Annotated in this window: 19 protein-coding genes and 1 pseudogene; 14 read left to right on the forward strand and 6 right to left on the reverse strand. The window is 65.5% G+C overall.

The window, feature by feature from the left end:
• Nucleotides 1–481 (forward strand): annotated as a pseudogene (locus N878_RS15210) (lipid kinase YegS); the annotation flags it as partial.
• 103 nt (nucleotides 482–584) lie between these two features.
• On the forward strand, nucleotides 585–1,517 hold the full coding sequence (locus N878_RS15215; RefSeq protein WP_021444477.1) for a chemotaxis protein CheV: 933 nt from the start codon (nucleotides 585–587) through the stop codon (nucleotides 1,515–1,517).
• Between the two features lie 3 nt (nucleotides 1,518–1,520).
• Here N878_RS15215 and N878_RS15220 read toward each other — a convergent pair whose 3' ends face one another.
• Nucleotides 1,521–2,006, reverse strand: coding sequence for a DUF1499 domain-containing protein (locus N878_RS15220; protein WP_218186844.1), 486 nt, complete (start codon nucleotides 2,004–2,006; stop codon nucleotides 1,521–1,523).
• On the opposite strand from N878_RS15220, the gene N878_RS15225 reads away from it, so the two are divergent.
• Entirely contained in the window at nucleotides 2,005–2,811 is an 807-nt protein-coding gene (locus N878_RS15225) for an MOSC domain-containing protein (protein WP_021444479.1), read from the forward strand. The two genes, N878_RS15220 and N878_RS15225, sit on opposite strands and share 2 nt — an antisense overlap.
• A 76-nt stretch (nucleotides 2,812–2,887) precedes the next feature.
• Here the strand turns inward: N878_RS15225 and N878_RS15230 are convergent, their stop codons facing one another.
• Complete coding sequence (locus N878_RS15230) at nucleotides 2,888–4,816, reverse strand: transglycosylase SLT domain-containing protein (RefSeq protein WP_021444480.1); 1,929 nt, start codon at nucleotides 4,814–4,816, stop codon at nucleotides 2,888–2,890.
• Between the two features lie 169 nt (nucleotides 4,817–4,985).
• Between N878_RS15230 and N878_RS15235 the strand changes: the two genes are divergently transcribed.
• Both N878_RS15235 and N878_RS15240 read left to right on the forward strand, forming a co-directional pair.
• Nucleotides 4,986–6,911, forward strand: a complete 1,926-nt coding sequence (locus tag N878_RS15235; protein WP_031303244.1) for an ATP-binding cassette domain-containing protein — start codon at nucleotides 4,986–4,988, stop codon at nucleotides 6,909–6,911.
• 18 nt (nucleotides 6,912–6,929) lie between these two features.
• Complete coding sequence (locus N878_RS15240) at nucleotides 6,930–7,616, forward strand: hypothetical protein (protein ID WP_021444482.1); 687 nt, start codon at nucleotides 6,930–6,932, stop codon at nucleotides 7,614–7,616.
• Nucleotides 7,617–7,662: 46 nt separating this feature from the next.
• Here N878_RS15240 and N878_RS15245 read toward each other — a convergent pair whose 3' ends face one another.
• On the reverse strand, nucleotides 7,663–8,112 hold the full coding sequence (locus tag N878_RS15245) for a universal stress protein (protein WP_021444483.1): 450 nt from the start codon (nucleotides 8,110–8,112) through the stop codon (nucleotides 7,663–7,665).
• Nucleotides 8,113–8,297: 185 nt separating this feature from the next.
• Nucleotides 8,298–9,116, reverse strand: a complete 819-nt coding sequence (locus N878_RS15250; RefSeq protein WP_021444484.1) for a hypothetical protein — start codon at nucleotides 9,114–9,116, stop codon at nucleotides 8,298–8,300.
• Nucleotides 9,117–9,584: 468 nt separating this feature from the next.
• Between N878_RS15250 and fadB the strand changes: the two genes are divergently transcribed.
• The 6 genes from fadB to N878_RS15280 all read left to right on the forward strand — a co-directional run bounded on the left by fadB (nucleotide 9,585) and on the right by N878_RS15280 (nucleotide 16,904).
• On the forward strand, nucleotides 9,585–11,732 hold the full coding sequence (gene fadB / locus N878_RS15255) for a fatty acid oxidation complex subunit alpha FadB (protein WP_021444485.1): 2,148 nt from the start codon (nucleotides 9,585–9,587) through the stop codon (nucleotides 11,730–11,732).
• A gap of 30 nt (nucleotides 11,733–11,762) precedes the next feature.
• The gene (gene fadA, locus N878_RS15260; RefSeq protein ID WP_031303245.1) at nucleotides 11,763–12,938 is read left to right on the forward strand and encodes an acetyl-CoA C-acyltransferase FadA; all 1,176 of its coding nucleotides are present in this window, start codon (nucleotides 11,763–11,765) and stop codon (nucleotides 12,936–12,938) included.
• A gap of 73 nt (nucleotides 12,939–13,011) precedes the next feature.
• Nucleotides 13,012–13,254 carry a DUF1653 domain-containing protein gene (locus N878_RS15265; RefSeq protein WP_021444487.1) on the forward strand — a complete coding sequence of 81 codons (243 nt, stop codon included), beginning with the start codon at nucleotides 13,012–13,014 and terminating at the stop codon, nucleotides 13,252–13,254.
• 104 nt (nucleotides 13,255–13,358) lie between these two features.
• Nucleotides 13,359–15,965: a type I DNA topoisomerase gene (gene topA, locus N878_RS15270; RefSeq protein WP_021444488.1), complete on the forward strand. Its 2,607-nt coding sequence runs from the start codon at nucleotides 13,359–13,361 to the stop codon at nucleotides 15,963–15,965.
• Nucleotides 15,966–16,041: 76 nt separating this feature from the next.
• Entirely contained in the window at nucleotides 16,042–16,560 is a 519-nt protein-coding gene (locus N878_RS15275; protein ID WP_021444489.1) for a DUF6586 family protein, read from the forward strand.
• Nucleotides 16,561–16,667: 107 nt separating this feature from the next.
• A complete protein-coding gene (locus N878_RS15280; RefSeq protein WP_021444491.1) occupies nucleotides 16,668–16,904 on the forward strand; it encodes a hypothetical protein in 237 nt (78 codons plus the stop codon).
• A 167-nt stretch (nucleotides 16,905–17,071) separates the two neighbouring features.
• Here N878_RS15280 and sulA read toward each other — a convergent pair whose 3' ends face one another.
• On the reverse strand, nucleotides 17,072–17,545 hold the full coding sequence (sulA, locus tag N878_RS15285) for an SOS-induced cell division inhibitor SulA (protein WP_021444492.1): 474 nt from the start codon (nucleotides 17,543–17,545) through the stop codon (nucleotides 17,072–17,074).
• A gap of 10 nt (nucleotides 17,546–17,555) precedes the next feature.
• Entirely contained in the window at nucleotides 17,556–18,164 is a 609-nt protein-coding gene (gene lexA, locus N878_RS15290; protein ID WP_031303246.1) for a transcriptional repressor LexA, read from the reverse strand.
• A 227-nt stretch (nucleotides 18,165–18,391) separates the two neighbouring features.
• Between lexA and N878_RS15295 the strand changes: the two genes are divergently transcribed.
• The 3 genes from N878_RS15295 to nagZ all read left to right on the forward strand — a co-directional run.
• Nucleotides 18,392–19,099: a TetR/AcrR family transcriptional regulator gene (locus N878_RS15295; RefSeq protein WP_021444493.1), complete on the forward strand. Its 708-nt coding sequence runs from the start codon at nucleotides 18,392–18,394 to the stop codon at nucleotides 19,097–19,099.
• 47 nt (nucleotides 19,100–19,146) lie between these two features.
• A complete protein-coding gene (locus N878_RS15300; protein ID WP_021444494.1) occupies nucleotides 19,147–19,671 on the forward strand; it encodes a L,D-transpeptidase in 525 nt (174 codons plus the stop codon).
• Between the two features lie 21 nt (nucleotides 19,672–19,692).
• A partial coding sequence (gene nagZ, locus N878_RS15305) for a beta-N-acetylhexosaminidase (RefSeq protein WP_031303248.1) occupies nucleotides 19,693–20,536 on the forward strand: 844 nt, incomplete at its 3' end.

The following is a 20,536-nucleotide window of genomic DNA, read 5'->3' on the forward strand; positions in this document are numbered from 1 at the left end:
CTCCAACGTCACCGCCAACACCTCGGAGGAACTGAAGAAGGTGCTTGGCGGCGCCGCCTATTTCCTCACCGGGCTCAGCCGCTTTTCCGAGGTGCGTTCGGCCTTCGGCCGTTTCCAGGCGCCGGGTTTCGCCTGGGAGGGCGACTTTCTCGCCCTGGGCATCGGCAACGGCCGGCAGGCCGGCGGCGGCCACCTGCTGTGCCCCGATGCCCTGGCTGACGACGGCCTGCTCGACGTGTGCATAGTGCCGGCGGCGCAGGATGTGGTCGGCACCCTCGCTACGCTGCTGTCCGGCGGCATCAACGGCCTGCAGAGCGTGGCCATCGGTGCCCGCGTGCCCTGGCTGGAGGTGGAGGCGGCCGAAGGGCTCGACCTCAATCTCGACGGCGAGCCGCTGGAGAGCCGCGGCCTGCGCTTTCGCGCGGTGGCCGCGGCGTTGCGCCTGCACCTGCCGGCCGATTCGCCCTTGCTTGGCGGCTAAGGGCGGCTCAGGCATGACGGCGCTACGCCAGCAGCGCTTCAGCGGCAGCGCGCGCGGCCGATAACCTGACGCTAGACTCGCCTTAACCCCTCAGGAGCGCGCAATGGCCGGCATCCTCGATTCAGTAGATCAACGCACCCAGCTGGTCGGTGAGAACCGCCTGGAAATCCTCATGTTCCGCCTGGCCGGGCGCCAGCTGTTCGCGATCAACGTGTTCAAGGTGCAGGAGGTGCTGCAGCTGCCCAAGCTGACCCTGATGCCGCAGCGCCACCCCTTCGTCTGCGGCGTGGTCAACCTGCGCGGCCAGACCCTGCCGGTGATCGACCTGTCCCAGGCCATCGGCATGCGTCCGCTGGTGCCGGACGAGCGCAGCACCATCATCGTCACCGAGTACAACCGCTCGGTGCAGGCCTTTCTGGTCGGCAGCGTCGACCGCATCCTCAACCTCAACTGGGAGTCGATCCAGCCGCCGCCCGGGGGCGCCGGGCGCCAGCACTACCTGACCGCCATCACCAAGGTCGAGGAGCAGATCGTCGAGGTCATCGACGTGGAGAAGGTGCTGGCCGAGATCGTGCCGATGAGCACTAAGGTTTCCGCCGAGAAACTCGCCGACCCGCTGCTGGAGAAGGCCCGTGGTCGCGAGGTGCTGCTGGTGGACGACTCCAGCGTGGCCCTGAGTCAGCTGCGCGATACCCTGTCGCAGCTGGGCATCCGCATGCATATGGCCAGCGATGGCCTCAAGGCGCTGAATCTGCTGAAGAAGTGGGCCGACAGCGGCGAGGTGATGACCGACAAGCTGCTGATGATCTTCACCGACGCGGAAATGCCGGAAATGGACGGCTACCGCCTGACCAGCGAGATCCGCAACGACCCGCGCCTGCGCGACCTCCATGTGGTGCTGCACACCTCGCTGTCGGGCAGCTTCAACGATGCCATGGTGAAGAAGGTCGGCTGCGACAACTTCCTCTCCAAGTTCCAGCCGGACAAGCTGGTGGACGTGATCCGCCAGCGCCTGGCGCTGGACGAACCGAGCTGAACCCTAGGGCTGTTGCGCCAGGCGCTGGCGCAGATGCTCCACCCGCTCGCGGTTGACCCCCAGATCCGAATGCCCCAGGCGCGAGGCGGAGCGCACCTGCACCGTCTGCGGCTCGATGAGGAACTCCACGTCGTCGACGAAGCGCAGCACCCGGCTGGTGAATTCCGCGCGCAGATAGTCGTCCTCCTGCACCACCAGGCGTACCCGCGGCTCGTCCGCCAACAGCTGCAGCAGGCGTCTTCGGGTTTCCTCCGGGCTGCCGCGCAGCGCCAGCGGCGCTATGGCATGTTGCTCGTCGCTGGCCTGGCTGTTGACGCAGTTGGGCGAGGCCGGGCAGGGCGCCAGGCGACCGTCGCGCACCCCCAGCTCGCTCGGCGGGCTGCCGCTGCAGCCGCCCAGCATCGCCGCCAGGAGGATCGCGGCGGCGGACTTGTGAGCGCCGCCGGCAACTCGTATAAGGGCGTTTTGCGAAACAGGAAGCTGGCGCATGTTGAGTCTCTCGCAGTTGTACCGCTATCCGCTCAAATCCGGTCGTGGCGAAGTGCTGCAGCGCAGCGCCGTGGACGGCCTGGGCCTGCATGGCGACCGTCGCTGGATGGTAGTCGAAGCCGAGAGCGGGCGCTTTATCACCCAGCGCCTGCTGCCGCAGATGAGCCAGCTCGGCGCCCTGTACGACGCCCGCGGCGGCCTGACCCTGAGCGCGCCGGGTTGCGCCGATCTGGCCGTGGCGCTGCCCGACCCCGAGCAGGATCTGCGCGGCGTGACGGTCTGGCGCGACAGCCTGCGCGTGCCGGATGCCGGCGATGCGGCCGCCGATTGGCTTAGCGCGCTGCTGGGCCGTGCCTGTCGTCTGGTGCAGGTGCCGGATACGCGCACGCGCCAGGTCGACACCGCCTATGCCGAGCCGGGTGATCGGGTGGCCTTCGCCGACGGTTTTCCGCTGCTGCTGATCGGCCAGGCGTCGCTGGACGACCTGGCGGCGCGGGTCGGCCGGCCGCTGTCGATGCTGCGTTTTCGCCCCAACCTGGTGGTCACCGGCAGCGAAGCCTATGCCGAGGACGAGTGGAAGCGCATCCGCATCGGCGCGGTGGAGTTCGAGGTGGCCAAGGGCTGCTCGCGCTGCATCCTCACCACTGTGGACCCGCACACCGGCGAGCGCAGCGCCGACCGCGAACCGCTGAGCACGCTGAAGACCTACCGCGAGCGCGATGGCCAGGTGTACTTCGGGCAGAACCTGCTGCCGCGCGGCGTCGGCGAATTGCAGGTCGGTATGCCGGTCGAGGTGCTGGAGTAACGCCGGCAGGGTCGCGCGATGCGCAGCAGACCCTCGGTCAGCTGCGCGCGGCGCGGCCGGCCGAGGGGATCGCCTCTCACTGATCGTCGAAATAGCGCTCGTGCCAGGCCACCAGCGGGTGCGGCGCGTCGAGCTTCTGACCGTAGATCACCGAGTAGGACAGCACGTTCTGCACGTACTGGCGGGTTTCGTCGAACGGGATGTTCTCCACCCAGACGTCGTAGCTCAGGTGGTCGGCGCCACGCAGCCACTGGCGCACGCGGCCGGGCCCGGCGTTGTAGGCGGCCGAGGCGAGGACGCGGTTGCCGTTGAACTGGCCGTACACCTGGCTCAGGTAGGCCGCGCCGAGCTGGATATTGGTGTCCGGGTTGAGCGCCTGCTGCGGCGACGCCAGGGGGATGCCGAACTTGCGCGCGGTTTCCTTGGCGGTGGCCGGCATCAGTTGCATCAGGCCCATGGCGCCGACGTGGGAGCGGGCGTCGGCCATGAACGCGCTTTCCTGGCGGGTGATGGCGAATACCCAGCTCGAATGCAGCTCGCGGCGCTTGGCTTCGCGCACCAGCTGGTCGCGGTGGGCCATGGGGAAGCGCACCTCCAGGTCGTCCCAGTACTGCGCCTGGCTGATGGTGCGGATGGCCGGGAAATACCACTGCATCTCGTAGGCCAGGCGGGCCTGGGCCACCAGTTCGTCGCGGCTGAACAGGCGGCTGACGTGGTACCACTCGCGGCGGCCGTCGACGATCTGGCCGCGATCGTGAAATTCCATGGCGCGGCGGATGCCGGCGGTGTTGCGCACCTTCTGCACCGTCTTCGGATCGAGCGCCAGCGGCTTGTTGTTCAGCTGGTAGGGCGCCTTGACCTGATCGGCGGCCATGAAGCCGTAGAAGTCGCGCTCCTTGGCCAGGGCCTGGTAGAGCACGGCCGGCTGCTGGCTGTTCGGTTGTGCCAGCTGCAGGCTGCGCGCGTTCCAGTAGCGCCAGCGGTTGCTGCTGGCCAGGTCGGCCGGCATGCGCTGGGTCAGCTGATGAGCCTCGTCCCAGCGGCCGTGACGCAGCAGCAGACGGGCGCGCCACTCGCTGACGGTGTTGTCGCGCAGCTCCGGGTCGTACTTGGCCATCACCTGCAGGCCGCGCATGTCGAAGCGCTTGGCCAGGGTCAGGCCGATCTGCCGGGCGATGGCCACCTGTTCGTCCTGGGAGAACTTCATGCGCTGGGCGTAGCTGTCGAGCAGGCTCAGGGCGTCCTCGGGGCTCTGCCGGGCCAGACGGCGCAGGCCGAGGCCGACCACGTCGGCCATGGCGGCGTCGGCCGGGGCGAAACGCGCGGTCTGCTTGAGCAGCTGCGGCTTCTGCGCCACCTCGACCAGCAGCTTGGCGTGCGCGCCGAGGGTCGGCATGTTCTTGCTCAGGTGGTTGGCCAGGCCGTAGTTGCCGGCTTCCACCGCCAGTTTGGTGCGTTGCCAGCGGCGTTGTTCGGTGAGCTGGCCGGCTGCCGCCCAGCGCGCGAACAGCGGATCGCAGGCATTGGGCTGCGACTTGCCCACCAGCCACAGCTTCTCCGCGGTGGCATTGCCTTCGGCGATCAGGCCGTGGCTCAGCTGGTACTGGCCATAGAGGCAGTCCAGCTCGGTGAAATTGAGCGCCGGGTCGTAGTGGGCGAGGAAGGGCTGCCAGTCGCCGCGTTCGGCCAGCCAGCGCAGCCAGCGCAGCTTCATCCAGCTGGCCTGGGGCAGGTCGCCATGCTCGGCGAGGAACTTCTCGATCTCGGCGTTGCTCGCCGACTTGAGCCGGTGGGTCAGCTCGTCGTAGGCCAGGTGGGGCGTCAGCGGGTAGTCGCGCAGCGCGGCCTGGTAGCGGCGGTAGGGACCGCTGTCGCCCTTGGCCAGGGCGCGCTTGGCCTCGTCGTAGTACTGGCGCTGTTGCGTCAGGTTGGCGGCTTCGGCGCTGGCCAGGCCGGCAGTGGTGAGGATCAGGCAGGAAACTACAGAAAGAAGGCGACCGCGCATGGCATTTCCAGGGCAAGCAGGTGAGGGGGCAACGGGTTCCGTTCGTTGCATGGCTCTAGCTTAGCCGTTCGCCGGGGCGCGGTGAATGCCGGCGCGCTCGGCGGACATATGTGGCAACAGAGCGCCGGACAACTCGGGTAGAATGCGCCGCCTGTTTCTGGAGAAGCCCATGACCCTGCTCAAGTTCGCCGATGTATCCCTCGCCTATGGCGCCATGCCCCTGCTCGACGGGGTGTCCTGGCAGATCGCACGGGGCGAGCGGGTGTGCATCATCGGTCGCAACGGTACCGGCAAGTCGAGCATGCTCAAGCTGGTCAAGGGCGAGCAGATGGCTGATGACGGCGAAATCTGGCGGGCGCCGGGGCTGAAGATCGGCGAGTTGCCGCAGGAGCTGCCGCGCGCCGACGAGCGCACGGTGTTCGACGTGGTGGCCGAGGGGCTGGCCGGGGTCGGCGAGCTGCTGGCGCGCTATCACCATCTGGCGCAGAACATCCACGGCGATGACGACCTCGAGCAACTGATGCACGTGCAGCAGGAGCTGGAAGCCAAAGACGGCTGGCGCCTGCAGCAACTGGTCGACAGCACCCTGAGCCGCCTGCAACTGCCGGCCGACAAGACCCTGGCCGAACTCTCCGGTGGCTGGCGCCGGCGCGTGCTGCTGGCCCAGGCGCTGGTTTCCGAGCCGGATCTGCTGCTGCTCGACGAACCGACCAACCACCTGGACATCGGCGCCATCGCCTGGCTGGAAGAGGCACTGAAGGATTTCGGCGGCGCGGTGCTGTTCATCACCCACGACCGTTCCTTCCTGCAGAACCTGGCCACGCGCATCCTCGAACTGGACCGCGGCGGCCTGATCGACTGGAACGGCGACTACGCCAGCTTCCTGGTGCACAAGGAGCAGCAACTGGCGGCCGAAGAAACCGCCAACGCCCTGTTCGACAAGCGCCTGGCCCAGGAAGAGGTGTGGATTCGCCAGGGCATCAAGGCCCGTCGCACCCGCAACGAGGGCCGCGTGCGCGCACTCAAGGCGATGCGTGCCGAGCGTGCCGAGCGCCGCGAACGTCAGGGCAAGGCGAACATCGCCCTGGAAACCGCGGACAAGTCCGGCAAGCAGGTGATGCTGGCGGAAAACGTCAGTTTCGCCCATGCCGGGGGCCCTTTCCTGGTCAAGGATTTCTCCATGGTGCTGCAGCGCGGCGACCGCATCGGCCTGCTCGGCGCCAACGGCACCGGCAAGACCACGCTGCTCAAGCTGCTGCTCGGCGACCTGCAGCCCAGCAGCGGCAGCATCGAAGTCGGCACCAAACTGGAAGTGGCGTATTTCGACCAATTGCGTCACCAGCTCGAGCCGGAAAAAACCGTGATCGACAACGTCGCCGAAGGCCGCGATTTCATCAGTATCGACGGCCAGAGCCGTCACGTGCTGAGCTACCTGGGCGACTTCCTGTTCAGCCCGCAGCGCGCGCGCACGCCAGTCAAGGCGCTGTCCGGCGGCGAACGGGCACGACTGTTGCTGGCCAAGCTGTTCAGCAAGCCGGCCAACCTACTGGTGCTGGACGAACCGACCAACGACCTGGACGTGGAAACCCTGGAACTGCTCGAAGAAGTGCTGCTTAACTTCCCCGGCACCGTGCTGATGGTCAGCCACGACCGTGCTTTTCTCGACAACGTGGTCACCAGCACCCTGGTGTTCGAGGGCGAAGGCAAGGTGCGCGAATACGTCGGCGGCTACCAGGACTGGCTGCGCCAGGGCGGTTCGCCGCGTCTGCTCGGTGTGGGTGAAAGCAAGTCCGGCAAAGCCGAACTGGCCACTGCCATAGTCGAAGCGCCGGCCCCGGCGGCAGTCGCCCCGGTGCAGGAGAGCGCCGAGCCGGCGAAGAAGAAACTCAGCTACAAGCTGCAGCGCGAGCTGGAAGCGATTCCCGGGCAGATCGATGCCCTGGAGCAGGAAATGGCCGGGTTGCAGGAGCGGATCGCCGATCCGGGCTTCTACCAGCAGCCGGTGCAGGCCACCACGGAAGTATTGGCGCGCCTCGACGACTTGCAGAAGGACTTGGACAAGTTGCTCGAGCGCTGGGCAGAGCTGGAAGGCTGAACGAAGGAACGCACAGACATGGCCATCGAGTACCGCATCACCCTCGACGACAATCATCAGTTCAGCTACCGGATCGAGCTGAACCGCGAATACGACCCCGCCCAGGCGCAGCAGGCCCCGGCCTGGACCCGGTTGGGACACCAACAGTGCAGCAACTGCCCGCTCAGTCGCGAGCAGTTCAGCCATTGCCCGGCGGCGGTCGACCTGCACCGGGTGATCGAGGATTTCCGCGGCCTGCCGGCGTTCAAGAAGGCCAGCGTGTGGGTGCGTACGCCGGAGCGCGAGTACACCAAGCAGGTCGGCCTGGAAGAGGGCCTGCGCGCGCTGCTCGGGGTGATCATGGCCACCAGCGCCTGCCCGGTGCTGGCGCGGCTCAAGCCCATGGCGCAGAACCACCTGCCGTTCGCCAGCAACCAGGAGTTCATCCTGCGCGCGGTGTCGCTGTACCTGGCGCGGCAGTACTTCAACATGCGCGAGGGACGCCTGGCGGACTGGGAGCTCAAGGGCCTGGTGCGCCTGTTCCAGCAGCTCAAGCTGGTCAATCAGGCATTCTGGCAGCGCATCCACGACACCTGCGACGGCGATTCCAACCTCAAGGCCTTCCTCACCTTCTTCTCCATGTCGTCGAGCATGACGGTGTCGCTGGAGACTCAGTTGCAGAAAATCCGCCCGCTGGTCATGAGTGCCGGCGAGTCGTTCGAGTGACGCTATCTCGGTATGAGGAGCGCTGAGCGCTCCTCATACTCACGTCTCAGGCGCTTTTTTCGGCTTTCTTCAAGCGCACTGCGAGCACGTCGCAGGGCGCGCCGTGCAGCACGTCGTTGGCGGTGGAGCCGAGTAGCAGCGCCAGACCGTGGCGACCGTGGCTGCCGACCACGATCAGGTCGCAGCCCTGTTCCTCGGCCAGACGATGGATTTCCTGGCGCGGCTGGCCGTAGGCCAGGTGGCGCTGATCCGCGGTCAGTTCCGGGTACTTGCCGGTAAAGCTGTTCAGACGTTCGCGCGCCTGCTCGAATTGCTGCTGCTGCAGCATCGACAGGTCCATCGGCACGTCCCCGCCGAAGGCCATGGCCATCGGCTCGACGATATGCACCAGGGACATCTTGGCGCCGCTGGCCTTGGCCAGCTTCTGTGCGCGAACCACCACGGGGTCGCATTCCTCGGTCAGGTCGACGGCGACCAGAATATGCTGGTAGGGCATGGTGAACTCCTCCTTAAGGGTACGAATGGCTCTGCAGCAAGTATGGCCCCATTGCGCCCGATAAGCGGCTGCTTATTGTTACGACCTTGCCTGGCGGGCAGGGTGCCGGCTGAGGGCGGACAAAGAAAAGCCCGGTGCGAGCACCGGGCCTGAATCGGGCCAGGCAGGCCGGAAAAACTGTGGCATCAGTGCTGGTTGGCGGCGTACTGGGCGGCTACGCCTTCCAAGCCTTCGATGATGCTGTCGGAATACTTGCTGACCAGAAAGGGCACGCTGTTCTCGTTGTAGTTCAGCAGGGATTTCTCGATATAGCGCCATTTGGTGCCGATACTGCCGAGAGCTGCGCTGATCTCCGGGGTGTTTTGCTGGGCGCGATTGAGCCCGTCGAGCTTGCTGGCGAACTCGCCGACCAACTCGTCGATGGCGCGCTCCTCGCCGCCGCCGAAGAAACTGCCGCCGATCGAGGCGCTGCGCGAGGCGTAGTCCAGGGCGATGCCCTGCATCAGCAGGCTCTGCTCGCGGCTCTGCTGGGTCAAGGTCGGTACGCTGTAGCCGCTTTCCTGCTGGATTTTCTGGTACAGCTCCTGGGCAATGGCCATCAGCCGCTGGTTGCTGTCGGCCAGGTCGGCGACCGGCTGCAGGTCGGTGTAGCCCTGGCTGCGCATGGCCTCCATTAGCGCCTGCAGGCCGTCGCGGTAGCCCTGCCATTCGCCCTGCCACTGGCTGCGCAGGGCCTTGGCGCCCTCGCCGGGCATCTCGCCGAGGGCATCTAGGTGGCCCTGGGCCTCCTGCAGCGATTCGCCGATCATCCGTGCGTAGCGCTGGTCGCCCTCCATGCCGTTGTACATATAGAAGTCGCCGAGGCTCTTCTGCGTGGCCAGGCGCAGCTGGTGCAGGCGCAGCAGATCGTCGGTCGGTGCGGCCAGCAGGGATGGCGAGACGAAGGCGAAGAGGAAGACGAGCAGGGCGCTCAGGGAAAATGCCAGCGAACGGCGGCTCGACATTGGGGACTCCGTGCGGCCCATCGTGGGGCTCGATTTGTTGTGGTATTGCAGCCGGATGGCGCTGTGCCAGCCGAAAGTGAGACGACTGTACCTGCAGCGCATGGATTTGGCTAGGCGCAGGCGGTCGGCCGCCGGGGCGCCTTAAAGCGCCGCAATGGTGCGTTATCGATGGCGTTTATCGGCCCTGGCCCAGGCCGCGGCGGGCCTGGGTTTGCGCCGGGGATGCGCACGCCGCGCAAGAAGGCCAATTGACAAGCGCCGGCTTTTCCCCGAAGGTGTGCACACCCAAATCAAACGGGCGTATGAATTGAGCGTTTGCCTTGTTAGGCGCGCCATATGCAGCCCGAATATCGCGTCGGCGGGTGTGTCGTACCGATTGGGGCTATGCTCGTGCGGCGTTGCCGCGGGCTGGCCTGCCGGTTGGCTCCGATGTGTACTGTTCAGCTTCCATACCGTGGAGATCAGTTGATGATTTACGAAGGTAAAGCCATCACGGTTAAGGCTCTTGAGAGCGGCATCGTCGAATTGAATTTCGACCTCAAGGGTGAGTCCGTCAACAAATTCAACCGTCTTACCCTCAACGAGCTGCGCGCCTCCGTCGACGCGATCAAGGCCGACGGTTCGATCAAGGGCGTGATTGTCACCAGTGGCAAGGACGTGTTCATCGTCGGTGCCGATATCACCGAGTTCGTCGACAACTTCAAACTGCCCGACGCAGAGCTGGTGGCTGGCAACCTGGAAGCCAACAAGATCTTCAGCGATTTCGAAGACCTCGCCGTGCCGACCGTGGTCGCCATCAACGGCATCGCCCTGGGCGGCGGTTTCGAGATGTGCCTGGCCGGTGACTACCGCGTGATGAGCGAGACCGCCAAGATCGGTCTGCCGGAAGTCAAACTGGGCATCTACCCGGGCTTCGGCGGCACCGTGCGCCTGCCGCGCGTGATCGGTACCGACAATGCCGTCGAGTGGATCGCCTCCGGTAAGGAAAACCGCGCCGCCGACGCCCTCAAGGTAGGCGCCGTCGACGCCGTCGTCGCTCCCGCCAAACTCAAGGAAGCCGCGCTGGACCTGGTCAAGCGCGCCATCTCCGGCGAGCTGGACTACAAGGCCAAGCGTCAGCCCAAGCTGGAAAAGCTCAAGCTCAACGCCATCGAGCAGATGATGTGCTTCGAGACCGCCAAGGGCTTCGTCGCCGGCCAGGCCGGCCCGAATTACCCGGCTCCGGTCGAGGCGATCAAGACCATCCAGAAGGCCGCCAACTTCGGCCGCGACAAGGCGCTGGAAGTCGAGGCTGCCGGCTTCGTCAAGCTGGCCAAGACTTCGGTCGCCGAGAGCTTGATCGGCCTGTTCCTCAACGATCAGGAGCTGAAGAAGAAGGCCAAGCACCACGACGAAATCGCCCGCGACGTGAAACTGGCTGCCGTACTCGGCGCCGGCATCATGGGCGGCGGCATCGCCTACCAGTCGGCCTCCAAGGGCACCCCGATCCTGATGAAGGATATCCGCGAAGAGGGTATCCAGATGGGCCTGACCGAGGCTTCCAAGCTGCTCGGCAAGCGCGTCGAGAAAGGTCGCATGACCCCGGCGAAGATGGCCGAAGCCCTCAACGCCATCCGTCCGACCATGTCCTACGGTGATTTCGGCAACGTCGACATCGTCGTCGAAGCCGTGGTCGAGAACCCCAAGGTCAAGCAGATCGTGCTGGCCGAGGTGGAAGGCGTGGTGCGTGAAGACGCCATCCTGGCCTCCAACACCTCGACCATCTCCATCAGCCTGCTGGCCCAGGCGCTCAAGCGTCCGGAAAACTTCGTCGGCATGCACTTCTTCAACCCGGTGCACATGATGCCGCTGGTGGAAGTCATCCGTGGCGAGAAGTCCAGCGAAGTGGCCGTGGCCACCACCGTTGCCTACGCCAAGAAAATGGGCAAGAACCCGATCGTGGTCAACGACTGCCCGGGCTTTTTGGTCAACCGCGTGCTGTTCCCCTACTTCGGCGGCTTCTCCAAGCTGCTGGGCTTCGGTGTCGACTTCGTGCGCATCGACAAGGTCATGGAGAAGTTCGGCTGGCCCATGGGCCCGGCCTACCTCTCCGATGTGGTCGGCATCGACACCGGCCACCACGGCCGTGACGTGATGGCCGAAGGCTTCCCGGACCGCATGGCCGTGGAAGGCAAGACCGCCGTCGACGTGATGTACGACGCCAACCGCCTGGGCCAGAAGAACGGCAAGGGCTTCTACGCCTACGAGACCGACAAGCGCGGCAAGCCGAAGAAGGTCTCCGACCCGGCTGCTTACGAGCTGCTCAAGTCCATCGTGGTCGAAGAGCGTGAAGTCACCGACGAGGACATCATCAACTTCATGATGATCCCGCTGTGCCTGGAAACCGTTCGTTGCCTGGAAGACGGCATCGTCGACACCGCAGCCGAGGCCGATATGGGCCTGATCTACGGCATCGGCTTCCCTCCCTTCCGTGGCGGTGCGCTGCGCTACATCGATTCCATCGGTGTCGCCGAGTTCGTCGCCCTGGCCGACAAGTACGCCGACCTGGGCGCGCTGTACCACCCGACCGCCAAGCTTCGCGAAATGGCCGCCAAAGGCCAGAAGTTCTTCGGTTAAGCGCGCAACGACTAGAGCGAGAGTGAATTTATGAGCCTGAATCCTAGAGATGCAGTGATCGTCGACTTCGGTCGTACCCCGATGGGTCGTTCCAAGGGCGGCATGCACCGCAACACCCGTGCCGAGACCATGTCCGCGCACCTGATCAGCAAAGTGCTGGAGCGCAACGCCAAGATCGACCCGGCTGAAGTCGAGGACGTGATCTGGGGCTGCGTCAACCAGACCCTGGAGCAGGGCTGGAACATCGCGCGCATGGCGTCGCTGATGACCCAGATCCCGCACACCAGCGCCGGCCAGACCGTCAGCCGTCTGTGCGGTTCGTCCATGAGCGCCCTGCACACCGCCGTGCAGGCGATCCAGACCGGCAACGGCGACGTGTTCGTCGTCGGCGGTGTGGAGCACATGGGCCACGTCGGCATGATGCACGGCGTCGATCCGAACCCGCACCTGTCGCTGTACGCTGCCAAGGCGTCCGGCATGATGGGCCTGACCGCCGAAATGCTGGGCAAGATGCACGGCATCAGCCGCGAGCAGCAGGACGCCTTCGGTGAGCGTTCGCACCGTCTGGCGCACAAGGCCACCGTCGAAGGCAAATTCAAGGATGAAATCATCCCGATGCAGGGCTACGACGAGAATGGTTTCCTGAAAGTCTTCGACTACGACGAGACCATCCGTCCGGAGACCACGCTGGAGAGCCTGGCTACCCTGAAGCCTGCGTTCAACCCGAAAGGCGGCACCGTGACCGCGGGTACTTCCTCGCAGATCACCGACGGCGCTTCCTGCATGATCGTCATGAGCGCCCAGCGCGCTCAGGACCTCGGCATCCAGCCGATGGCCGTGGTTCGCGCCATGGCCGTTGCCGGTGTGGATCCGGCGATCATGGGTTACGGCCCGGTGCCGTCCACCCAGAAGGCGCTCAAGCGCGCCGGTCTGACCATGGCCGACATCGATTTCGTCGAGCTCAACGAAGCCTTCGCCGCCCAGGCCCTGCCGGTGCTGAAGGACCTCAAGCTGCTCGACAAGATGGAAGAGAAGGTCAACCTGCACGGCGGCGCCATCGCCCTGGGTCACCCCTTCGGTTGTTCCGGTGCCCGTATCTCCGGTACCCTGCTCAACGTCATGAAGCAGAACGGCGGCACCTTCGGTGTCTCCACCATGTGCGTGGGCCTTGGCCAAGGCATCACCACCGTCTTCGAGCGCGTTTAAGCGCTAGCGGACAGAAACCGGGGCCCAGTGCCCCGGTTTTGCTTTTTACGGCTTTTTATTTCGGGAACCTCTCATGCAGTTGCAGCCAGGACTCTATCGCCACTACAAGGGCCCGCAGTACCGCGTATTCGGTGTGGCGCGCCATTCCGAGAACGAGGAAGAAGTGGTGGTCTACCAGGCCTTGTACGGCGAATTCGGCCTGTGGGTGCGGCCGCTGAGCATGTTCTGCGAAGAGGTCGAGGTGGACGGCAAGCGTGTTCCACGCTTTGCTTTGATTCAGGCCGAAGTCAGCCCGATCGGCACTTCGCAAGTCTGAGTGCGCAGCCCCTGCGCTTGACCTTCGCTCGGTCGCCACTATATATAGCGGGGCCTCAAGGCTCCCTGCCTTCTATATTTCGCAATTCAGGAATTTTCTGATCCATGGGCAAATCGCTGGTCATCGTGGAATCCCCGGCCAAGGCCAAGACCATCAACAAGTACCTGGGCAGCCAGTACGTGGTGAAGTCGAGCATCGGCCATATCCGTGACCTGCCTACCAGCGGTTCGGCAAGCGCCAACAAGGAGCCGGCCAAGCGCGGCAAGGCCGCCGGCGAAGCGCCTGCGCTGTCGCCCAAGGAAAAGGCCAAGCGCCAGCTGTTCGCGCGCATGGGCGTCGACCCCGAGCACGGTTGGAAGGCCAAGTACGAGATCCTGCCTGGCAAGGAAAAGGTGATCGAGGAACTGCGCCGCCTGGCCAAGGATGCCGACACCATCTATCTCGCAACCGACTTGGACCGCGAAGGGGAGGCCATCGCCTGGCACCTGCGCGAGTCCATCGGTGGCGACGACGCCCGCTACAAGCGCGTGGTGTTCAACGAGATCACCAAGAAGGCGATTCAGGAAGCCTTCTCCAAGCCCGGCGAGCTGGACATTAACCGCGTCAACGCCCAGCAGGCGCGGCGTTTCCTCGACCGCGTGGTCGGCTACATGGTCTCGCCGCTGCTGTGGGCCAAGATTGCCCGCGGCCTGTCCGCCGGTCGCGTGCAGTCGGTGGCGGTGAAGCTGGTGGTGGAGCGCGAGAAGGAAATCCGCGCCTTCGTCCCGGAAGAATACTGGGAAGTGCACGCCGACCTCGGTACCGCGAAGAACGCCAAGGTGCGTTTCGAGGTGGTGCGCGAGAACGGCAATGCCTTCAAACCGGTCAACGAAGCGCAGGCCATGGCCGCGCTGGACAAGCTCAAGGCTTCCAGCTACAGCGTGGTCAAGCGCGAAGACCGCCCGACCAGCAGCAAGCCGTCGGCGCCCTTCATCACCTCCACCCTGCAGCAGGCGGCGAGCAACCGTCTCGGCTTCGGGGTGAAGAAGACCATGATGATGGCCCAGCGTCTCTACGAGGCCGGCTACATCACCTATATGCGTACCGACTCGACCAATCTGTCGAACGATGCCGTGGAGATGGTGCGCGGCTTTATCGGCAGCGAGTACGGCGACAAGTACCTGCCGGGCAAGCCCAACCTCTATTCGAGCAAGGAAGGCGCCCAGGAGGCGCACGAAGCGATTCGCCCGTCCGACGTCAACCTGCGCCCGACCCAGCTGTCGGGCATGGAACGCGACGCCGAGCGCCTGTACGACCTGATCTGGCGCCAGTTCGTGGCCTGCCAGATGCCGCCGGCCGAATACCTGTCCACCAGCGTCACCGTGGCCGCCGCCGCCTTCGAGCTGCGTGCCAAGGGCCGCATCCTCAAGTTCGACGGTTACACCCGCGTGCTACCCCAGCAGAGCAAGCCGGGCGAGGACGACGTGCTGCCGGAAATGAAGGAAGGCGAGGGGCTCAAGCTGATCCAGCTCGACCCCAGCCAGCACTTCACCAAGCCGCCGGCGCGCTACTCCGAAGCCAGCCTGGTCAAGGAGCTGGAGAAGCGTGGCATCGGCCGCCCGTCCACCTACGCGGCGATCATCTCCACTATCCAGGAGCGTGGCTACGTCACAGTGCATAACCGCCGCTTCTATGCCGAGAAGATGGGCGACATCGTCACCGAGCGTCTCGACGAGAGCTTTGCCAACCTGATGGACTACGGCTTCACCGCCGCCATGGAAGAGCACCTCGATGACGTGGCTCAGGGCGAGCGCGAGTGGAAGCACCTGCTCGACGAGTTCTATGGCGACTTCAAGAAGAAGCTCGAAGTGGCCGAGGCGGGCGAGGGCGGCATGCGCGCCAACCAGCCGACCACCACCGACATCCCCTGCCGCGAGTGCGGCCGGCCGATGATGATTCGTACCGCCTCCACCGGCGTGTTCCTCGGCTGCTCCGGCTACAGCCTGCCGCCGAAGGAGCGCTGCAAGGCCACCATCAACCTGGTGCCGGGCGACGAAATCGCCGCGGACGACGAGGGCGAGTCCGAATCCCTGGTGCTGCTGGGCAAGCACCGCTGCCCGATCTGCAGCACGGCGATGGACGCCTACCTGCTGGACGAGACGCGCAAGCTGCATATCTGCGGCAACAACCCCGATTGCGCCGGCTACGAGATCGAGCAGGGCCAGTACCGCATCAAGGGCTACGAAGGGCCGAGCCTGGAGTGCGACAAGTGCGGCAGCCAGATGCAGCTCAAGACCGGCCGTTTCGGCAAGTTCTTCGGCTGCACCAACGCCAGCTGCAAGAACACCCGCAAGTTGTTGAAGAACGGTGAGGCGGCGCCGCCGAAGATGGACCCGGTGAAGATGCCCGAGCTCAAGTGCGAGAAGGTGGACGACACCTACGTGCTGCGCGACGGTGCCTCCGGCCTGTTCCTCGCCGCCAGCGGTTTCCCCAAGAATCGCGAGACCCGCGCGCCGCTGGTGCTGGAGCTGATTCCGCACAAGAGCGAGATCGATCCCAAGTACCACTTCCTGCTGGCCGCTCCGGCCAAGGATCCGGACGGCCGTCCGGCGGTGATCCGCTACAGCCGCAAGACCAAGGAGCAGTACGTGCAGTCCGAGGTGGACGGCAAGCCCACCGGCTGGCGCGCCTTCTTCGACGGCGGCAAGTGGAAGGTCGAAGACAAGCGCTGAGCCTGTCCTGACGAGGTGCGCGCCGGTCGAGGCCGGCGCGCGTATCATGGCCCGATCCGCAGTGGAGATCGCCCCGATGGCCAAAGAGCTCTATACCCGCACCAACCAGAAGATCTTCTTCGCCGGCCTGGCCCTGGACGCCTGGCGCAAGGCGCAAGCGGAGGGTGCGTTCAACGCCCAGGCGCTGGTGCAGGCCGAGCGCGAGGCGGCCCTGTTCCACCTCTATGGCGGGCTGCTCGGGCTGTGCCACGAGATTGCCGGCTATTACCGCATGGCCGATGCCGCCCAGCCGCGCGCCGAACTCCTGCTCACTCGCGCGGTGCTCGACAGCGCGCCGAGCCCGGAACTGGCCGAGCTGGTGGAGCTGGCGCAACAGCCGGAAACCTGGCTGGCACAGCTGCTGGCGGCCTATGCCGAGCTGTTCCGGCCGCCGCAGGGCGAGAAGAAGGCCAAGGTCGATCCTGGCTTGCCGTTGATCACCGCACTCAGCGTCGAGGACGAGGCGGCCGAACTGGCGCCGGAAACCCTCGAGGCCTGGCGTCAGCAGCTCAAGGAACTGGTGCTGCGCTTTCGCGAATCGCTCAGCGAGTGCTGAGCCGCGCCGGCTCCGCCTGGAGCTCATCCGTCGTCATCTGGATCGGCGGGCTGGGGTCAGGCCCGGTCGGCTGGTACAATGCCGGCCTTTCGTGGAGAACCTGAACCATGCCTACATCCTTTCTGGAAATCGTCGAACTGCCCGATGGGCGTATCGCCCTGCGTCGTGCGGAAGACGAGGAGGCCCTGGTGACCCTGGATTTCTCCGCCGATGCCAAGGCCTTCCTGCAGGGCCAGCACGTCGAGGTGGCCAAGGCCATGCTCAATGTCGGGGTGCAGATGGCCGGACGCCTGGCCGAGGGCGACTACAGCGCCGAGGACGAAGGGCCGCGGGTGCTGCACTGAATTTTCCGCGGCGCGGCAAGCAAAACGGGGCTCCAGGGGAGCCCCGTTTTCGTTGGTCGGATATCTTGCTGGCTGTAGCCGTAGCCCGGACGTGATCCGCGGCTCAATGGCGGCATCCGGGCGACGGGATGGCTTGGGGGGGGGCTGCAGGGAAGGTGCCCTGCGATCTAGCCCAGGCTGATATTCAGGCTCTGCGCAGCGCCTATCTCGGCGGCTTGAGCCAGACGGCGGCGCGTGCCGCGTTCGAGCGGGTGCAGCCAGCTCACCACGGTATGGCTGCGGCCCAGCTTGAGCGCCTCCTCGGCCAGCTCCACGGCACTCTGGCCGCGGCGTGGTTGCAACAGCAGGATGCGTTCGCGGTTCAAACCGGCTTCGCGCAGCCAGGACTGGGTCAGGCTGGCCGGCGGCGCCACCAGGGTCAGCCAGCGAGCATCGAGGTTCTCGCTCAGTTCGCGCAGGATCGGCGCCAGCAGGTGCAGGCAGTGTCCGGCCGCGCCGCGCAGCGACAGTTCGCTGAAGGCTTCGGACTCGTCGAGCAGCGGGGCGGCGAGTCCTGGCTCCAGCAGGACTTCTGTCGGTTGGCCGAGAAAGGCATCGAACAGCGCCATTTGCGGGCGATCGAGTGGGTGCGGGAACTGCATGGAGCCTCCTCTAGCGGCGGATCACGCCGACGCTCAAACCTTCGATGACCAGATCCTGGTGTTCCAGATCCACTTCGATCGGCGCGAACTCGGGGTTCTCGGCGATCAGCCAGACCTTGTTGCCTTCGCGCTTGAAGCGCTTGACCGTGACTTCGTCGTCCAGCCGCGCCACCACGATCTGGCCGTTGCGCGCCTCGCGGGTGGTGTGTACCGCCAGCAGGTCGCCGTCGAAGATGCCGATGTCCTTCATGCTCATGCCGCGCACGCGCAGCAGGTAGTCGGCCTTGGGTTGGAAGAAGGCCGGGTTGATCTGGCAGGATTCCTCGACATGCTGCTGGGCGAGAATCGGCGCGCCGGCGGCGACCCGGCCGATGACCGGCAGGCCTTCGTCCTCGTTGCTCGGCTCGAAGCCGGGGATGCGGATGCCGCGTGAGGCGCCCGGAGTCATTTCGATGGCGCCCTTGCGGGCCAGGGCCTTGAGGTGTTCCTCGGCGGCGTTGGGCGATTTGAAACCGAGTTCCTGGGCGATTTCCGCGCGGGTGGGCGGGTAGCCGTTGTCTTCCAGGCAGCGTTTGATGAAGGTGAGAATCTCGGCTTGGCGTGGCGTCAGTTTCAGCATGGCGGCGCTCTGTCTTTTTATACAGTGACTGGGATTATATACAGTAAGGCCGGCTTGGCAACGCACAATTTCGCCTACCCGCCGGCCGCCCTGTAACCTGCGACGGGCAATCTGCGTCTGTGCTTGTTGTAAGCTGTGACCGGCTGGCCAAAAGACGGCTCGTGCGGCTTGACAATGCAGTGGGCTGAAACGTATGTTTCAAACAAGTGTTTGTCAGGTGATAGCTCATGGCTCAGTCGGAAACCGTTGAACGCATTCTCGATGCTGCGGAACAGCTGTTCGCGGAAAAAGGCTTCGCCGAAACCTCGTTGCGTCTGATCACCAGCAAGGCCGGGGTCAACCTGGCGGCGGTCAACTATCACTTCGGCTCGAAGAAGGCGCTGATCCAGGCGGTCTTCTCGCGCTTCCTCGGGCCTTTCTGCGCCAGCCTGGAGAAGGAGCTGGATCGGCGTCAGGCCAAGGCCGATACCCCGGCCAGCCTCGAAGAACTGCTCGAACTGCTGGTCGAGCAGGCACTGGCGGTCAAGCCGCGCAGCGGCAACGACCTGTCGATCTTCATGCGTCTGCTCGGCCTGGCCTTCAGCCAGAGCCAGGGCCACCTGCGCAAGTACCTGGAAGAGGTGTACGGCAAGGTGTTCCGCCGTTACATGCTGCTGGTGCATGAGGCGGCGCCACGCATCCCGCCGCTGGAGCTGTTCTGGCGCGTGCATTTCATGCTCGGCGCGGCGGCCTTCAGCATGTCCGGAATCAAGGCGCTGCGCGCCATGGCCGAGACCGATTTCGGCGTCAACACCTCGATCGAGCAGGTGATGCGCATGATGGTGCCGTTCCTCGCCGCCGGCATGCGCTCCGAGACCGGGGTCAACGACCCGGCGCTGGCCGCCGCGCAGCTCAAGCCACGCAGCAAGAGCGCGAGCGCGCCGGCAAAGGTTTGACGTCTGCGGGTGGGCGCGGCGTTGGCCTTCGGCTAAGCTAGCCGCCCATGTTCGATCTCGACCTGCTGCATATCTCCATCGCTGATCAGGCCCTGTACGGTTTCCGTACGGGGCAGTTGGTGCTGCGCCTGCCGGTTTCCACCGCGCTGAACGGGGCGGGGGAGCGCAACGGTTCCGGCTGCACGCCGCGCGGCCTGCACCAGGTGCGGGCGAAGATCGGCGCCGGCCTGCCGCTGGGCGCGGTGTTGCGCGGCCGACGCTGGACCGGCGAGATCTGGTCGCCGGCGCTGCACGAGCAGTTTCCCGGGCGCGACTGGATTCTCACCCGCATTCTCTGGCTCAGCGGCCTGGAGCCGGGACACAATCGTTCTGGCCAGGTAGACAGTTTTCGCCGCTATATTTACCTGCATGGCACGCCCGATAGCGAACCCATGGGCGTGCCGCTCTCGCATGGCTGCGTGCGCCTGCGCAACGCCGACATGCTGGCCCTGTTCGATCGGGTGGCACCGCACTGCCCGGTCAGGATCGACGAGGCGCCCTGCCCGCAGTGGGCCGGGGCGGATCTTCGCTAAGGATTTTATGTGACGACACGCATGCAAGGCTCTCTGATGCTGGATATCGCCGGCACCTGGCTGACCGCCGAGGATCGCCAGCTGCTGCGCCAGCCCGAGGTGGGCGGGCTGATCATCTTCGCCCGCAATATCGAATCGCCACGCCAGGTGCGCGAGCTGTGCCAGAGCATCCGCGCCCTGCGTCCGGATCTGCTGCTGGCGGTGGATCAGGAAGGCGGTCGGGTGCAGCGTATGCGCCAGGGCTTTTTGCGTCTGCCGGCGATGCGCGCCATCGCCGACAACGACAATGCCGAGATCCTGGCCGAGCACTGCGGCTGGTTGATGGCCACCGAGGTGCTGGCGGTGGGGTTGGACCTGAGTTTCGCCCCGGTGCTGGACCTCGATCACCAGCGTAGTGCGGTGGTCGGCAGTCGCGCCTTCGAGGGCGATCCGCAGCGCGCCGCGCGCCTGGCCGGCGCCTTTATCCGCGGCATGCGCGAGGCCGGCATGGCCGCCACCGGCAAGCATTTTCCCGGGCACGGCTGGGCCGAGGCCGATTCCCATGTGGCGATTCCGCTGGACGAGCGCAGCTTCGATGAAATTCGTGCCTGCGACCTGCAGCCGTTCAAGCTGTTGGCCGGCGAGCTGGATGCGGTGATGCCGGCGCACGTCATCTACCCGCAGGTCGACGCGCAGCCGGCCGGCTTCTCGCGGCGCTGGCTGCAGGACATCCTGCGCGGCGAGCTGGGCTTCGACGGGGTGATCTTCAGCGACGACCTGTCCATGGCTGGTGCCCATGTGGTCGGCGATGCCGGCCAGCGCATCGAGGCGGCGCTCGGCGCCGGTTGCGACATGGGCCTGGTGTGCAACGACCGCGCCGCCGCCG

Origin of the sequence: Pseudomonas sp. EGD-AK9, from assembly GCF_000465935.2 — a bacterium.
Classification (GTDB): Bacteria; Pseudomonadota; Gammaproteobacteria; order Pseudomonadales; family Pseudomonadaceae; genus Aquipseudomonas.

Excerpts from the sequence above, each read along its gene's own strand:
- N878_RS15215 (WP_021444477.1), top strand. The coding sequence starts at position 585 with ATGGCCGGCATCCTCGATTCAGTAGATCAACGCACCCAGCTGGTCGGT.
- N878_RS15275 (WP_021444489.1), top strand. The coding sequence starts at position 16,042 with ATGGCCAAAGAGCTCTATACCCGCACCAACCAGAAGATCTTCTTCGCC.
- N878_RS15250 (WP_021444484.1), bottom strand. The coding sequence starts at position 9,116 with ATGTCGAGCCGCCGTTCGCTGGCATTTTCCCTGAGCGCCCTGCTCGTC.
- lexA (WP_031303246.1), bottom strand. The coding sequence starts at position 18,164 with ATGCTGAAACTGACGCCACGCCAAGCCGAGATTCTCACCTTCATCAAA.
- topA (WP_021444488.1), top strand. The coding sequence starts at position 13,359 with ATGGGCAAATCGCTGGTCATCGTGGAATCCCCGGCCAAGGCCAAGACC.
- N878_RS15235 (WP_031303244.1), top strand. The coding sequence starts at position 4,986 with ATGACCCTGCTCAAGTTCGCCGATGTATCCCTCGCCTATGGCGCCATG.
- sulA (WP_021444492.1), bottom strand. The coding sequence starts at position 17,545 with ATGCAGTTCCCGCACCCACTCGATCGCCCGCAAATGGCGCTGTTCGAT.
- N878_RS15300 (WP_021444494.1), top strand. The coding sequence starts at position 19,147 with ATGTTCGATCTCGACCTGCTGCATATCTCCATCGCTGATCAGGCCCTG.
- N878_RS15295 (WP_021444493.1), top strand. The coding sequence starts at position 18,392 with ATGGCTCAGTCGGAAACCGTTGAACGCATTCTCGATGCTGCGGAACAG.
- N878_RS15240 (WP_021444482.1), top strand. The coding sequence starts at position 6,930 with ATGGCCATCGAGTACCGCATCACCCTCGACGACAATCATCAGTTCAGC.
- N878_RS15225 (WP_021444479.1), top strand. The coding sequence starts at position 2,005 with ATGTTGAGTCTCTCGCAGTTGTACCGCTATCCGCTCAAATCCGGTCGT.
- N878_RS15245 (WP_021444483.1), bottom strand. The coding sequence starts at position 8,112 with ATGCCCTACCAGCATATTCTGGTCGCCGTCGACCTGACCGAGGAATGC.
- N878_RS15230 (WP_021444480.1), bottom strand. The coding sequence starts at position 4,816 with ATGCGCGGTCGCCTTCTTTCTGTAGTTTCCTGCCTGATCCTCACCACT.
- N878_RS15220 (WP_218186844.1), bottom strand. The coding sequence starts at position 2,006 with ATGCGCCAGCTTCCTGTTTCGCAAAACGCCCTTATACGAGTTGCCGGC.
- N878_RS15265 (WP_021444487.1), top strand. The coding sequence starts at position 13,012 with ATGCAGTTGCAGCCAGGACTCTATCGCCACTACAAGGGCCCGCAGTAC.
- N878_RS15280 (WP_021444491.1), top strand. The coding sequence starts at position 16,668 with ATGCCTACATCCTTTCTGGAAATCGTCGAACTGCCCGATGGGCGTATC.
- fadB (WP_021444485.1), top strand. The coding sequence starts at position 9,585 with ATGATTTACGAAGGTAAAGCCATCACGGTTAAGGCTCTTGAGAGCGGC.
- fadA (WP_031303245.1), top strand. The coding sequence starts at position 11,763 with ATGAGCCTGAATCCTAGAGATGCAGTGATCGTCGACTTCGGTCGTACC.